Annotated in this window: 12 protein-coding genes and 1 tRNA gene; 11 read left to right on the top strand and 2 right to left on the bottom strand. The window is 75.8% G+C overall.

Annotated features, from left to right (window positions below; all coding sequences use genetic code 11):
- The first annotated feature begins 259 nt into the window (after positions 1–259).
- From IEW90_RS11425 to IEW90_RS11405, 5 genes are all read left to right on the top strand, one after another.
- On the top strand, positions 260–1,285 hold the full coding sequence (locus tag IEW90_RS11425; protein WP_188718413.1) for a TadA family conjugal transfer-associated ATPase: 1,026 nt from the start codon (positions 260–262) through the stop codon (positions 1,283–1,285).
- The gene (locus IEW90_RS11420; protein WP_188718412.1) at positions 1,282–2,130 is read left to right on the top strand and encodes a type II secretion system F family protein; all 849 of its coding nucleotides are present in this window, start codon (positions 1,282–1,284) and stop codon (positions 2,128–2,130) included. The genes IEW90_RS11425 and IEW90_RS11420 overlap by 4 nt, the downstream gene beginning before the upstream one ends.
- Before the next feature lie 150 nt (positions 2,131–2,280).
- Complete coding sequence (locus IEW90_RS11415; protein ID WP_188718411.1) at positions 2,281–2,454, top strand: DUF4244 domain-containing protein; 174 nt, start codon at positions 2,281–2,283, stop codon at positions 2,452–2,454.
- Positions 2,435–2,770: a hypothetical protein gene (locus tag IEW90_RS11410; RefSeq protein ID WP_188718410.1), complete on the top strand. Its 336-nt coding sequence runs from the start codon at positions 2,435–2,437 to the stop codon at positions 2,768–2,770. The genes IEW90_RS11415 and IEW90_RS11410 overlap by 20 nt, the downstream gene beginning before the upstream one ends.
- The gene (locus tag IEW90_RS11405) at positions 2,770–3,138 is read left to right on the top strand and encodes an Rv3654c family TadE-like protein (protein ID WP_188718409.1); all 369 of its coding nucleotides are present in this window, start codon (positions 2,770–2,772) and stop codon (positions 3,136–3,138) included. The genes IEW90_RS11410 and IEW90_RS11405 overlap by 1 nt, the downstream gene beginning before the upstream one ends.
- A gap of 14 nt (positions 3,139–3,152) precedes the next feature.
- On the opposite strand, the gene IEW90_RS11400 is transcribed toward IEW90_RS11405, so the two are convergent.
- Both IEW90_RS11400 and IEW90_RS11395 read right to left on the bottom strand, forming a co-directional pair.
- Positions 3,153–3,992 carry a helix-turn-helix transcriptional regulator gene (locus IEW90_RS11400; RefSeq protein ID WP_188718842.1) on the bottom strand — a complete coding sequence of 280 codons (840 nt, stop codon included), beginning with the start codon at positions 3,990–3,992 and terminating at the stop codon, positions 3,153–3,155.
- A 66-nt stretch (positions 3,993–4,058) separates the two neighbouring features.
- Positions 4,059–4,997: an SDR family oxidoreductase gene (locus IEW90_RS11395; protein WP_188718408.1), complete on the bottom strand. Its 939-nt coding sequence runs from the start codon at positions 4,995–4,997 to the stop codon at positions 4,059–4,061.
- A gap of 309 nt (positions 4,998–5,306) precedes the next feature.
- Between IEW90_RS11395 and topA the strand changes: the two genes are divergently transcribed.
- The 6 genes from topA to IEW90_RS11365 all read left to right on the top strand — a co-directional run bounded on the left by topA (position 5,307) and on the right by IEW90_RS11365 (position 12,826).
- On the top strand, positions 5,307–8,054 hold the full coding sequence (topA, locus tag IEW90_RS11390; protein ID WP_373284784.1) for a type I DNA topoisomerase: 2,748 nt from the start codon (positions 5,307–5,309) through the stop codon (positions 8,052–8,054).
- On the top strand, positions 8,051–8,683 hold the full coding sequence (gene tmk, locus IEW90_RS11385; RefSeq protein WP_188718407.1) for a dTMP kinase: 633 nt from the start codon (positions 8,051–8,053) through the stop codon (positions 8,681–8,683). Before topA ends, tmk begins: the two co-directional genes overlap by 4 nt.
- Before the next feature lie 51 nt (positions 8,684–8,734).
- Positions 8,735–9,880: a DNA polymerase III subunit delta' gene (locus IEW90_RS11380; protein WP_188718406.1), complete on the top strand. Its 1,146-nt coding sequence runs from the start codon at positions 8,735–8,737 to the stop codon at positions 9,878–9,880.
- Between the two features lie 76 nt (positions 9,881–9,956).
- A complete protein-coding gene (locus IEW90_RS11375) occupies positions 9,957–11,519 on the top strand; it encodes an alpha/beta hydrolase (RefSeq protein WP_188718405.1) in 1,563 nt (520 codons plus the stop codon).
- 86 nt (positions 11,520–11,605) lie between these two features.
- Positions 11,606–11,678, top strand: a tRNA-Thr gene (locus IEW90_RS11370).
- A gap of 116 nt (positions 11,679–11,794) precedes the next feature.
- Complete coding sequence (locus IEW90_RS11365; protein ID WP_188718404.1) at positions 11,795–12,826, top strand: hypothetical protein; 1,032 nt, start codon at positions 11,795–11,797, stop codon at positions 12,824–12,826.
- Positions 12,827–12,837 lie beyond the last annotated feature (11 nt).

The following is a 12,837-nucleotide window of genomic DNA, read 5'->3' as shown; positions in this document are numbered from 1 at the left end:
TATACGCGGGCGCTGGGCGCGCCGTTGCGTCGTGTTGCGTGCCCGTGGACACCGCGTCCGGCCTACCATGGTGCCGTCGGCTCGGCCGACGATCGGCGGGCGCAGTGCGGATCCCCCATCCGCGAGCCCGCGGCGGCGCCCCCTCCCCCCAGGCGGGCGCCGCCTCCGTCTGCGGATGCGTCGGGGTCGCGCGGGCACGTCTCCACAGCCGCTGCCCCGACCCCGCACCGGAGCGCCCGGCGACGCCTACGGTGCCGCCATGCAGGCCACCTCGACCGCCCGTGCGGCGGGCATCCCCTTCGTCGCGGGCGCCGATCGGGCCGCGGTCGCGAGCGCCCGCACGGCGCTCGACGGCGCGGCGCTCACCGAGTTCGGCGAGCTCGCTCCCCTCGTCGCGGATCCGGCGGTCACCGACGTGTTCGTCACCGGAGGCCAGGTGTGGGCGGACCGCGGCGGCGGCGCGGAGCGCGCGCCGCTCGTGCTCGGCCCCGAGCGGGCCCGCGCGCTCGCGGTCGCGCTCGTCGGCGCGGGCGGCCGGCACGTCGACGAGGCGACGCCGTGCGCCGACGTGCGGCTGCACGACGGCATCCGCGTGCACGCCGTGCTGCCGCCGGTGGCCGTCGCGGGCGCGCAGCTGTCGATCCGCCTGCCGCGCGTGGAGGCGCTCTCGCTCGCCGCGCTCGAGGCCTCGGGCGCCTTCGTGCGCGTGCCGCTCGGGCGCGTGCGGGCGCTCGTCGCGAGCCGCGCGAACGTGCTCGTCACCGGCGCGGGCGGCTCGGGGAAGACGACGCTGCTCGGCGCGATGCTCGCCGAGGCGGGACCGGGGGAGCGGATCGTCACGATCGAGGACGTCGCCGAGCTGCGCATCCGCCACCCGCACGTCGTCGCGCTCGAGGCGCGGCAGGCCAACGCGGAGGGCGCGGGCGCGGTGGGGCTCGAGCGGCTCGTGCGCGAGGCGCTGCGGATGCGGCCCGACCGGCTCGTGCTCGGCGAGTGCCGCGGCGCGGAGGTGCGCGAGCTGCTGGCCGCGCTGAACACGGGGCACGACGGGGGCGCCGGCACGCTCCACGCGAACTCGCTCGACGACGTGCCGGCGCGGCTCGAGGCGCTCGGCGCGCTCGCGGGCCTCTCGCCCGCGGCGCTCGCGCGGCAGGCGGTGAGCGCGATCGGCGCGGTGCTCCACGTGGAGCGGGATGCGCAGGGCCGGCGGGTGGCCGCGATCGGGGCGCTCGGGCTCGACCGCGAGCGGCTCGTGGTGCGGGCGAGCGCGGGCGCCGGGCCGTGAGGCGGGAGCGGGCGGGTTCGGGCGCCGCCCGGCTCGAGGGCGCCGCGGCGACGGTGCACCGGGTCGCGGCGCTCGCGGCGGGCGGGCTGCCGCTCGAGCGAGCGTGGACGCTCGTCGGCGCGTCTCCGGAGTCGGCGGATGCCCAGGCCGGCGGTGCGGTCGCAGCGGTGCTCGAGGTGTCCGCCGCGTCCGGCGCGCCGACCGCGGCGACCCTCGAGCGGCTCGCGGGCCTGCTGCGCGAGCAGGCCGCCCAGCGTCGCGCGCTCGAGGCGGTGCTCGCGGGGCCGCGCGCGACGGCGCGGCTCGTGGCGCTGCTGCCGCTCGTGGGCCTCGGGTTCGGCGCGGCGCTCGGGCTCGACGTCGTCGGCGCGGTGGCGGGTGGCGGGCTGGCGACCTGGTCGATGGGCGCGGGCGCGCTGCTGCTCGTGGCGGCCTGGGCGTGGTCGCGCAGGATCGTCGCGGAGGCCGCGCGCGGCACTCCCGCGCCGGGCCTGCCGCTCGACCTCGTGGCGGTGGCGCTCGCGGGCGGCGGGGCCGCGGCGGCGGCGAGGCGCGCGGCCTCGGCGGCGCTCGACGGCGCGGACGTCGACGCCGCCGACTGGGCGGCGGTCGACGAGGCGCTCGCGCTCGCCGAGCGCGCCGGCGTGCCCGTGCGCGGGCTGCTGCTCGCCGAGGCGACCGCGGCGCGCACCCGCGCCCGGCTCGACGCGGAGGCGCGGGCGCAGCGGGCGGGCGTGCGGCTCGCGCTGCCGCTCGGCGTCTGCGTGCTGCCCGCGTTCACGCTGGTCGCGGTCGTGCCGCTCGTCGTCTCGATGCTGCAGGCGTCGCTCGCGCCGCTCGCCTGAGCCGGCCGGGCGCCGGCTCGAGCCGCTCGGCCGCCGGGCCTCGCGCCGCCCCGCGGCCGCGCTCCTCCACAGGTGCACGTGGAGGCGGCGCGCGGGAGCCGCCGCTCGGCGCACCCTGACACCTCCATCCACGACTGAGAGGAGGCGAGCATGCGGATGCTCGACAGGCTGGTGCACGAGGAGGAGGGCGCGGCGACCGCCGAGTACGTCATCGCGACGATGGCGGCGGTCGGGTTCGCGGGCCTGCTGGTGGTGATCCTGCGCTCCGACGAGGTGCGCGGGATCCTCACCGACATGGTGCAGCGTGCCCTCACTGTCCAGTAGGGCCCTCGCGGGCCGCCGTGGCGAGCTCGGGGCGGTCGCCGCCGAGCTCGCCGCGGCGCTGCCCGCGGCCGTGCTCGCGCTCGCCATCGCGGTGGGCGCGGTCGCGGCCGCGGCGGCGCAGGTCGGCCTCGAGCAGTCCGCGGGCGCGGCGGCGCGCGCGGCGGGCCGCGGCGACGACCCGGGCGCGTACGCGGACGGCGCGGCCCTCCGGCTCGAGACGCGCGGCGAGCTCGTGTGCGCCGTGCTCGAGCGCTCGGTGCTCGGCGGCGCCCTCACGCTCTCGGCAACCGGATGCGCGCACGCGGGCGGTCGGTGATGCGCCTGCGCGCCGGCGGGCGGCCGCTGCCGGCGCTGCGCGACGACCGCGGCGCGGGCACGGCTCTCGTGCTCGCGATCGCATCGGCCGCGCTCGCGCTCGCGCTGCTCGTCGTGGGCGCGGGCACCGCGAGCATCGCGCAGGCTCGAGCGGCCGCGGCCGCGGACGCCGCGGCCCTCACGGCCGCCGACGCGCTCAGCGGCTACGCGGTGGGCGAGCCGTGCGCGCTCGCCGGCGCGGTCGCGGCGGCGAGCGGCGCCCGGCTCACGTCGTGCGCCCTCGACGGGCTCGACGCGCGGATCACGACGGCCGTGCCGGTCGGTCCGCTCACCGCATCCGCCACCGCTGTCGCTGGGCCGCCGCGATGAGCGCTGCGAGCGCCTCAGCCCGCGAGCTCCTGCGCGCCGATGACCGACAGCAGCTGCAGCCGCTCGGCGCTCTCCGACCCCGGCGCCGCCGTCAGGATGAGCAGCGTGTGGCCCTGCACCGGGTCGTGGAGCACCTGGCACTCGAGGTGCATGACGCCGACCTCGGGGTGCTGCAGCCGCTTCTGCCGGGAGTGCCCCGCGCCCACCTCGTGCGCGGCCCACAGCTCGGCGAACTCCGGGCTCGCGTCGAGCAGCTCGGCGACGAGCGAGGCCGCACGCGAGCCTGGGCCCTGCGCGGCCGCGACCGCGCGGATGTCGGCGGTGAAGGCGCGCGCGTGGACCGGGTGGTCCTCCTCCGGGTAGACGCCGCGGGAGGCGGGATCGACGAACCAGCGATATCCCACGCTCGCCATCGAGCCCTCGAAGCGCGTCTCGTCGCCGAAGAGCGCCCGCGCCGGCGGCGTCTGCACGAGCGTCTCGCCGAGCGCGGTCATCACCTGGGCCGGGGTGTCGGCGAGGCGGTCGAGGATGCGCATGAGGCCGGGGGAGACATGCTGGCCGCCCGCGGCGCGCGACGGAGGCGTGTGCCCGGCCAGCAGGAGCAGGTGGTCGCGCTCCTCGAGCGTGAGGCGGAGCCCGCGCGCGATCGACGCGAGCATCTGCTCCGACGGCCGCGGCCCGCGCTGCTGCTCGAGTCGCGTGTAGTAGTCGGTCGACATCGCCGCCAGCACCGCGACCTCCTCGCGGCGGAGGCCGCCCGTGCGTCGCCGCGGCCCGCGCGGCAGCCCCACGTCCTCCGGCTGCAGCGACTCCCGTCGTCGCCGCAGGAAGTCGGCGAGCTGCTCCCGATCCATCGTCATCGCGGGTTCCCTCCGTCCATCCGATCGTCCAGCATCCGCCGCGCGTGCGCCATCGATCCGTCAGACCGGCAGGCGCGCGCCGAGCAGGCGCTCGGAGAGCTCCCAGGCCCGCGCCGCGTCGTCGGCGCCCGCCAGGCGCGAGTACAGCGCCTGAGGCGCGGGGGCGCCGCCCAGGTGGCGCGGCCCGCTCGGGCCGACGAGCGTGCCCCCGGCGATCGAGCGATCGGTCGCCGCGAGCACGGCGGGCAGCGCGGCGGTCTCGGGCGTGCCGACGAGGATGCCGCGGCGCGAGAGCCAGCGGATCACCCGCACCGAAGCGGTGTCGCGGGGCCGCCCGAGGCCGGGCTGCGCCGACAGCAGGTTGGTGGGCGAGATGCCGGGGTGCGACAGCACCGACGCCACGCCCCAGCCGCCCGCCTGCGAGCGCCGCTCGAGCTCGACCGCGAAGAGGCCGAGCAGGATCTTCGACGAGCTGTAGGCGTCCATCGGCCGGTACCGGCCCTCGGACTGGACGTCGTCCCACAGCACGGCGCGCTCGTCGGCCGCGACGCTCACCTGCGTCACGACGCGGGCGCGGGCCTCGCGCAGCAGCGGCAGCAGGCGCGAGACGAGCGCGACGTGGCCGAGGTGGTTCACGGCCAGCTGCAGCTCATGCCCGTCGGCGGACTCCTGTCGCGTGGGCGGCGTCATGACGCCCGCGTTGTTGATGAGCATGTCGATCGGCCGGCCGTCGTCCAGTGCGGCATCGGCGAAGGCGGCGACCGAGTCGAGGGACGCGAGGTCGAGCTCCCTGAGGTCGATGCGCGCGCCCGGCACGCGCTCGCGGATGGCCGCGGCGGCCGCCTCGCCCTTCGCGGGGCTGCGCACCGGCAGCACCACCTCGGCGCTGGCGCGCGCCAGGCGCTCGGCGATGTGCACGCCGATCCCGTCGCTCGCGCCCGTGACGACGGCGCGCCGCCCGGCGAGGTCGGGGACGGCGATGTCGATGGTCTTCGGCATGATGGGCTCCTCCGGTGGATGGGCCGCGGCGGGCCCGGTGCGATCCAGCGTCGCGCCGCCGGGCGATGCGCGGCAGGACCGGAGGAACCCGGGATCGCCGATCCCTGGCTGCGCTCGGCGAGGCCTGATGCGGCGGTCCGCCGGACGAGGCGGGGTCTCGTGCGCGCCCGCGCGAGGCCGTGGAGCGTGCGCATCCGCCAGCGGCGAACGGCCCGGAGCGGGCCATGAGCGCGCAATGGCTCCATGTGTATTGTGTCGAGTCGTGGCCCGGTCGGGCCGGAACCCCCAAGAAGAGCAGTGAGCGTGAGCATGGGCAAGAAGCTCGTGATCGTCGAGTCCCCCGCGAAGGGCAAGACCATCGAGCGGTACCTCGGTGAGGGGTACCAGGTGCTGGCATCGGTCGGCCACATCCGCGACCTCGTGAGCCCGCGCGACCTGCCCGCCGACCTCAAGAAGGGCGCCTACGGCAAGTTCGCCGTCGATGTCGACAACGGCTTCGCCCCCTACTACGTCGTCTCCGACGAGAAGAAGAAGACGGTCACCGAGCTCAAGCGCGCGCTCAAGGACGCCGACGAGCTCATCCTCGCCACTGATGAGGACCGCGAGGGCGAGGCCATCGCGTGGCACCTGCTCGAGGTGCTGAAGCCCAAGGTGCCCGTGCAGCGGATGGTGTTCCACGAGATCACCAAGGACGCGATCGAGCAGGCCAAGGACTCGATGCGCGAGCTCAACATGCCGCTCGTCGACGCGCAGGAGACGCGCCGCATCCTCGACCGCCTCTACGGCTACGAGGTGAGCCCGGTGCTGTGGCGCAAGGTGCGGCAGGGCCTCTCGGCCGGCCGCGTGCAGTCGCCGACCGCCCGCCTCATCGTCGACCGCGAGCGCGAGCGCATGGCGTTCGTCTCGGCCGGCTACTGGAGCCTCTCGGCGCAGTTCGAGGCCGAGGGCTCGCGCTTCGGCGCCCGCCTCGTGCGCCTCGACGGCGCGCGCGTCGCCACCGGCTCCGACTTCGACGACCGCGGCGAGATCAAGGGCGTGCGCACCGTGCTCGACGCCGAGGGCGCGCAGGCGCTCGCGGGCGAGCTCGAGCAGACGGCGTTCCGCGTCGCCGGTGTGGAGTCGAAGCCGTACCGCCGCCGCCCCTCCGCACCGTTCACGACCTCCACGCTGCAGCAGGAGGCGGGCCGCAAGCTCAAGCTCTCGGCGAAGCAGACGATGTCGGTCGCCCAGTCGCTCTACGAGCAGGGCTACATCACCTACATGCGCACCGACTCGCCCTCGCTGTCGAAGCAGGCGCTCGACGCCGCCCGCGCGCAGGCGACGAAGCTGTACGGGCAGGGCTCGATCCCGCAGACGCCGCGCCACTACGCCGGCAAGTCGAAGTCGGCGCAGGAGGCCCACGAGGCCATCCGTCCCTCGGGCGAGACCTTCCGCACGCCCGGCGAGGTCAAGGGCTCGCTCACGCCCAACGAGCAGCGGCTCTACGAGCTCATCTGGAAGCGCACCGTGGCGAGCCAGATGATCGACGCGACGGGGCAGACGGCCACGATCACGATCGCCTCCGAGCGCACGAGCCGCGGCGTCGCCGAGTTCACGGCCTCCGGCACCGTCATCACCGAGCCCGGCTTCCTGCAGGCGTACGAGGAGTCGAAGGAGGACGCCCGCTACGCCGACGAGGCGCCCGCCGAGGGCGCCCAGGGCGAGGCGCGCCTGCCCGACGTCGCCGAGGGCGCGGCCGTCGGCCTCGCCGAGCTCGAGCGCAAGGACCACCAGACGACGCCCCCGCCGCGCTACACCGAGGCGAGCCTCGTGAAGGCGCTCGAGGAGCTCGAGATCGGCCGCCCGTCGACCTACGCCTCCATCATCGACACGATCGTGCGGCGCGGCTTCGTCACCGTCCGCGGCGGCGCGCTCGTGCCCGAGTGGATCGCGTTCTCGACCATGAACCTGCTCGAGGAGCACCTGGGCGACTACGTCGACTACGACTTCACCGCCGAGATGCTCGCCGACCTCGACCGCATCGCCGACGGCGAGCTCGAGCGCGAGGCGTGGCTCAAGGGCTTCTACTTCGGCAACGGCCAGCGGCCCGGCCTCCACGCGACCGTCTCGGAGCTCGGCGAGATCGACGCCCGCGCGGTCAACTCGATCCCGGTCGCCGACGGCATCACGCTGCGCGTGGGCCAGTACGGCCCGTACCTCGAGGGCACCGGCCCCGACGGCGAGGTCAAGCGCGCCAACATCCCCGAGGACCTCACGCCCGACCAGCTCACCGCCGAGAAGGCCGTGGAGCTGTTCGAGGCGGAGCCCGTGAAGGACCGCGTGCTCGGCCCGCACCCCGAGACGGGCCTCGACGTGGTCGTCAAGGACGGCCGCTTCGGCCCGTACATCGAGGAGTCGCTGCCCGTCGAGCTCGACGACGAGGGCAAGCCCGTCGCGCCCAAGAAGGGCAAGGCGGCGCCCAAGCCGCGCCGCGCGTCGATCTTCAAGTCGATGGAGCCGGAGTCGATCGACCTCGAGACGGCGCTCAAGCTGCTGGCGCTGCCGCGCGTCGTGGGCGTCGACCCGGAGTCGGGCGTCGAGATCACCGCGCGCCCCGGCCGCTACGGCCCGTTCCTCTCGAAGGGCGACGACACCCGCTCGCTCGACAGCGAGGACCAGATCTTCTCGATCACGGTCGAGGAGGCGGTCGAGAAGTTCGCCCAGCCCAAGTACGGCGCGCGCCGCCAGGCGAGCGCGCTGAAGGAGTTCGACGCGGACCCCGTGAGCGGCAAGCCGGTGAAGGTGCGCGACGGCCGGTTCGGCCCGTACGTGACCGACGGCGAGACGAACGCCACGATCCCGCGCGGCGAGGACGTCGAGGCGATCACCTTCGAGCGCGCGATCGAGCTGCTGCAGATCAAGCGCGAGAAGGGCCCGGCCAAGAAGCCGGCCCGCAAGCCCGCCGCCAAGAAGGCGCCGGCAAAGAAGGCGGCGACGACGAAGGCGGCCACGAAGGCGCCGGCGAAGAAGGCGCCCGCGAAGAAGGCCGCCCCGAAGAAGCCGGCCTCCGAGTCGTGACCGGCGCCTTCATCACGCTCGAGGGCGGCGACGGCTCCGGCAAGTCGACGCAGGCGGCGCTCCTGCAGGCGTGGCTCGAGGCGGAGGGCCGCACGGTCGTGCGCACGCGCGAGCCCGGCGGCACCGAGCTCGGCGGCGAGATCCGCCGGCTCGTGCAGCACACCGAGGGGCACGTGGCGCCGCGCGCCGAGGCGCTCCTCTACGCCGCGGACCGCGCCCACCACGTCGCGACGCTCGTGCGCCCGGCGCTCGAGCGCGGCGAGGTCGTGCTGCAGGACCGCTACCTCGACTCGTCGGTCGCCTACCAGGGCGCCGGCCGCGAGCTGGAGCCGGACGAGATCCGCGAGCTCTCTCTGTGGGCCGCCGACGGCCTGCTGCCCGACCTCACGATCCTGCTCGACCTGCCGCCCGTGCAGGGCCGCGAGCGCATGGCCGGCCGCGAGGACGCGCCCTACGACCGCCTCGAGGAGGCGGGGGAGGCGTTCGCCGAGCGCGTGCGCGAGGCGTACCTCGTGCTCGCCGCTGCCGAGCCGGAGCGGTTCGCCGTCGTCGACGCATCCGGATCGCCCGAGGCCGTGCACGAGCGCGTCGTGTCGCACGTGCGTGCGATGCTCGACGCGCGCGGCTGACGCGGCGCGCACGAGGCACAGGCACGGGCACACAGGCACAGGCGGGGGCGCATGAGCGGCTGGAGCGGGATCGTCGGCCAGGCGGAGGCGGTGGCGCAGCTGCGCCGCGCCGCCTCCGGCGAGCCGGGCGCGATGACGCACGCGTGGCTGCTCACGGGGCCGCCCGGCTCCGGGCGCTCCAACCTCGCCTACGCCTTCGCCGCGGCGCTGCTGTCGAGCCCCGACGGCATCGAGCCGGAGGTCGAGACGCTCGTCGAGGCCCGCACGCACCCGGACCTCGTGACGCTCTCGACCGAGGGCGTGCTCATCACGATCGCGCAGGCGCGCGCCGTCGTGCAGCGCGCCGCGCTCGCGCCGTCGACCGCGCGGCACCGGGTCATCGTCGTCGAGGACGCCGACCGCATGGCGGAGCGCACCTCCAACGCGCTGCTCAAGGCGCTCGAGGAGCCGCCGCCCGAGACGGTCTGGATCCTGTGCGCGCCCAGCGAGGCCGACCTGCTGCCGACGATCCGCTCCCGCGTGCGGACGGTCACGCTGCAGGTGCCCGACCCGAGCGAGGTCGCGCGCCTGCTCGTCGAGCGCGACGGGGTCGACCCCACGCTCGCCGAGCGTGCGGCGCGGGAGGCGCAGAGCCACATCGGCATGGCCCGCCGGCTCGCGACGAGCGACGAGGCGCGCGCCCGACGCGAGGAGACGCTGCAGATCGCGATGCGCGTCTCGACCGCGGCCTCCGCCGTGCTCGCCGCCGCCCGCTACGTCGAGATCGCCACCGCCGACGCCGACGCGCTCTCGGCCGAGCGCGACGAGGCCGAGCGCACGCAGGCGCTCCACCAGCTCGGCGTCGAGCCCGGCGGCACCGTGCCCCCGCAGCTGCGCCGGCAGCTCAAGGAGCTCGAGGACGCGCAGAAGGCGCGCGCGAAGCGCGGCATGCGCGACGGCGTCGACCGCATCCTCGTCGACCTGCTCTCGCTCTACCGCGACATCCTCATGACCCAGCTCGGCGTCGGCCGCGAGCTCGTCAACGAGGCGATGCGGCCCACCGTGCAGGCGGCCGCCGACTACCTGCGGCGCGCCGACGTGATCGACGTGCTCGACCAGCTGCGGCTCGCGCGCGAGCGCATCGAGGGCAATGTGCCGCCGCTGCTCGCGCTCGAGGCGATGCTCGTGCGCGCCGCGCGGGCCGCGCAGCGTCGCTAGCCGGTCTCGCGGTCGGGCTCGCCGGCGCCGCCGCGCCGCTGGCCCCGTCCACAGCGCCGCCGCGTAGCGTTGGAGCATGCACCACTCTCGCCGCGCTCCCGCCGCGATCGCCGTCGCCGCGGCCGTCGCGGTCGGCCTCGCCGGCTGCCTCATGCCGCCGCCCGCCATCACCGGTCCGACCGCCGCCCCCGACGGATCCCCGCCGTGGAGCCCCACCGGCGAGCAGGTCGCGCCCGAGCTCGAGCAGTACTACGGGCAGGACGTCGACTGGACCGACTGCGGCGCCAACTGGTGCGGCACGATCACGGCGCCGATGGACTGGTTCGGGCAGGGCGACGAGACGGTCGAGCTCGCCGTCACCGTCGCCCCCGCCACGGGCGAGCGCGAGGGCGCGATCCTCTACAACCCGGGCGGCCCCGGCGCCTCCGGGCTCGACTACGTGCAGCAGTACGCCGACTACCTGCTGCTGCCGGAGGTGCGCGAGCACTACGACCTCGTCGGCTTCGACCCGCGCGGGGTCGGGCAGTCGACGCCCATCTCCTGCTACGACGATCCGAAGGAGCTCTACGACTGGCTCTGGGAGGTGCCGGAGGGGCCGGCCCCCGAGCCGCTGAGCGACGAGGACCTGCAGGAGCAGCTCGACTCGGCGCAGTGGTTCGCGGATGCGTGCCTCGAGCACACGGGGGAGTACCTCCAGCACGTGGGCACCGAGCAGGTCGCGAGCGACATGGACCTCATGCGGGCGCTCCTCGGCGAGGACCAGCTCGACTACCTGGGCGTCTCGTACGGCACGCTCATCGGCTCGACCTACGCCGACCTCTTCCCCGAGAACGTCGGCCGCATGGTGCTCGACGCGGCCGTCTCGCCCGACGCGACCGACTTCGACGGCACCCTCTTCCAGGCCTCGGGCTTCGAGCTCGCCTACGGCAACTTCGTCGCCGACTGCCTGCAGCAGGACGACTGCCCGTTCGCGGCGACCGACGAGGCCGGCGCGCTCGCCGAGACGCGCGCGCTCATCGACCGCCTCGACGAGCAGCCCATCCCGGTCGCCGACGGCCGGGAGCTGGCCTCCGGCGCGTTCTTCATCGCGATCGCGGCGAACCTGTACGCCGACTTCCAGTGGCCGGTGCTGCGCGGCATCATCGGCGACGTGCTCGACGGCGACGGCGAGTCGGCCTACGCCGCGGCCGACGAGTACTACGGCGTGAACCCCGACGGCACCTTCGTCGACAACTCGCTCGAGGCGCTCATCGCGGTGAACTGCCTCGACTACGCGGCGGTCACCGACTGGGACGAGGTGCGGGCGAACGCCGAGCGGATCCTCGAGGCGGCGCCGACGCTGGGGCCGGACTTCATCGGCCTGGGCTCGTGCGCGGCGTGGCCGTTCGAGGCCACCCGCGAGCCGCACGAGATCACCGCGCCGGGCGCCGAGCCGATCATCGTGATCGGCGGCCGGAACGACCCGGCCACGCCGTACCAGCAGGCGGTCGACCTGGCGGAGATGCTCGAGTCGGGCGTGCTCATCTCGGTCGACGCCGAGGGCCACGGCCAGTACGGCCAGGGGAACGCCTGCGTCGACGAGCCGGTGAACGAGTACTTCCTCACCGGCACGGCGCCGAGCGGCGCGCTCGACTGCTGACGGCGCGCGCGGCGGCTCGCGAGGCCGCCGCGCGGTCGTCGGCGGGCGCGCGGATGCGGTAGCATCGTTGTTCGTGCCCAGGGCACGCCGCCTTAGCTCAGTCGGCAGAGCGATTCACTCGTAATGAATAGGTCGGGAGTTCGATTCTCCCAGGCGGCACAGGAGAGGCCCCCGCTGCGGCGGGGGCCTTCGTCGTCCCTACGCCCGTGCCGAGGCGGGGCCACGCGAGCGCCCTCTGGGGGACGTCCGCGCCTGCGATGCGCGAGGATCGATGCATGCCGCGCCAGATGCCCGAGTTCTCGATGCCGCCGGAGCACCAGGCCTCGGCGGCCGGGCCCCAGGGCGACGACCGTCCCGGTCGGCCGAGCGCTCCGAAGCCCCGCCGCGGCGGCCTGCGCCGGGCCCTCGGCTCGCCCCGCGCGCTCGTCGCGGCAGCGGTGCTCGGCGCCGTCGTCGGGGGCGCAGCGGTCGCGGGTGGCCACGCGGCCGCCTCGGCCGCGGGCGTCGCGGCCGAGGCGTCGGCGCGCACGACCGCGCAGGCCTACCTCGACGCGATCGCCGACGGCCGCGCCGGGGACGCCACCGCGATAGGTCCGGTCGACGAGCGCGCCGGGCTGCTGACAGATGCGAGCCTCGCGACGGCGGAGCGCATCCGGGCGCCGGAGGTGGGGCTGGTGGACGTCGACGGCCAGCGCGGCACCGCGAGCGTGCGCTTCGAGGTCGACGGGCGCGAGGTGCGCCACGAGCTCGAGCTCCTGCGCGACGCGGGGGAGTGGCGCGTCGCGACCACGCTCGCCGAGCCGATGCTCGTACCCCGCTTCGGCACCGTCTCGCCGTCCATCGGCGGGATCGGCACCGCGGGGGTCGACCTGCCGCTGCTCTACCCGGGCGTCTACACGACCGACGCGTTCGAGGACGAGGCGCTCGCGCTCGACCCGGAGCGGCTCGTCGTCGACGGGACGTCGACCACCGCGCACGGCTCCGCGCTCTTCCCGAGGCCGAACGACGAGGTGGCGGCCCGGGCGCTGGCGACGGGCCTCGCGCACGCCCGCGCGTGCGCGGTGGCGGGGGAGTGCTCGCTCGAGCAGGGCGCTCCGGTGGAGGCGGCGGGCGACGCGAGCATCGGCGGGCTGCGCGAGCGCAGCGCCGAGCGGCGCGATCTCGAGCTGCACCTGCCGGTGACGACCCACGGCGCGGCGCGCGACGTGCAGCTGCGGTTCTCGACCGATGCCGCCGACGCGCGATGGCAGTGCCGGATGGCGTCGATCGCGGGCGCCGTCGAGGCGTGGGAGCCCTGCCGGGCCTGACCGATCCATGC

The sequence above is a fragment of the Agrococcus terreus genome (genome assembly GCF_014645235.1).
In the GTDB taxonomy this organism is placed as follows: domain Bacteria; phylum Actinomycetota; class Actinomycetes; order Actinomycetales; family Microbacteriaceae; genus Agrococcus; species Agrococcus terreus.
The sequence above is the reverse complement of the archived record's forward strand: the minus strand, read 5'-3'. Positions and strand labels throughout refer to the sequence as shown.

Coding starts and splice junctions, on each gene's coding strand:
- IEW90_RS11380 (WP_188718406.1), top strand. CDS start 8,735: ATGAGCGGCTGGAGCGGGATCGTCGGCCAGGCGGAGGCGGTGGCGCAG.
- IEW90_RS11425 (WP_188718413.1), top strand. CDS start 260: ATGCAGGCCACCTCGACCGCCCGTGCGGCGGGCATCCCCTTCGTCGCG.
- IEW90_RS11365 (WP_188718404.1), top strand. CDS start 11,795: ATGCCGCGCCAGATGCCCGAGTTCTCGATGCCGCCGGAGCACCAGGCC.
- topA (WP_373284784.1), top strand. CDS start 5,307: ATGGGCAAGAAGCTCGTGATCGTCGAGTCCCCCGCGAAGGGCAAGACC.
- IEW90_RS11375 (WP_188718405.1), top strand. CDS start 9,957: ATGCACCACTCTCGCCGCGCTCCCGCCGCGATCGCCGTCGCCGCGGCC.
- IEW90_RS11395 (WP_188718408.1), bottom strand. CDS start 4,997: ATGCCGAAGACCATCGACATCGCCGTCCCCGACCTCGCCGGGCGGCGC.
- IEW90_RS11400 (WP_188718842.1), bottom strand. CDS start 3,992: ATGGATCGGGAGCAGCTCGCCGACTTCCTGCGGCGACGACGGGAGTCG.
- IEW90_RS11405 (WP_188718409.1), top strand. CDS start 2,770: ATGCGCCTGCGCGCCGGCGGGCGGCCGCTGCCGGCGCTGCGCGACGAC.
- IEW90_RS11415 (WP_188718411.1), top strand. CDS start 2,281: ATGCGGATGCTCGACAGGCTGGTGCACGAGGAGGAGGGCGCGGCGACC.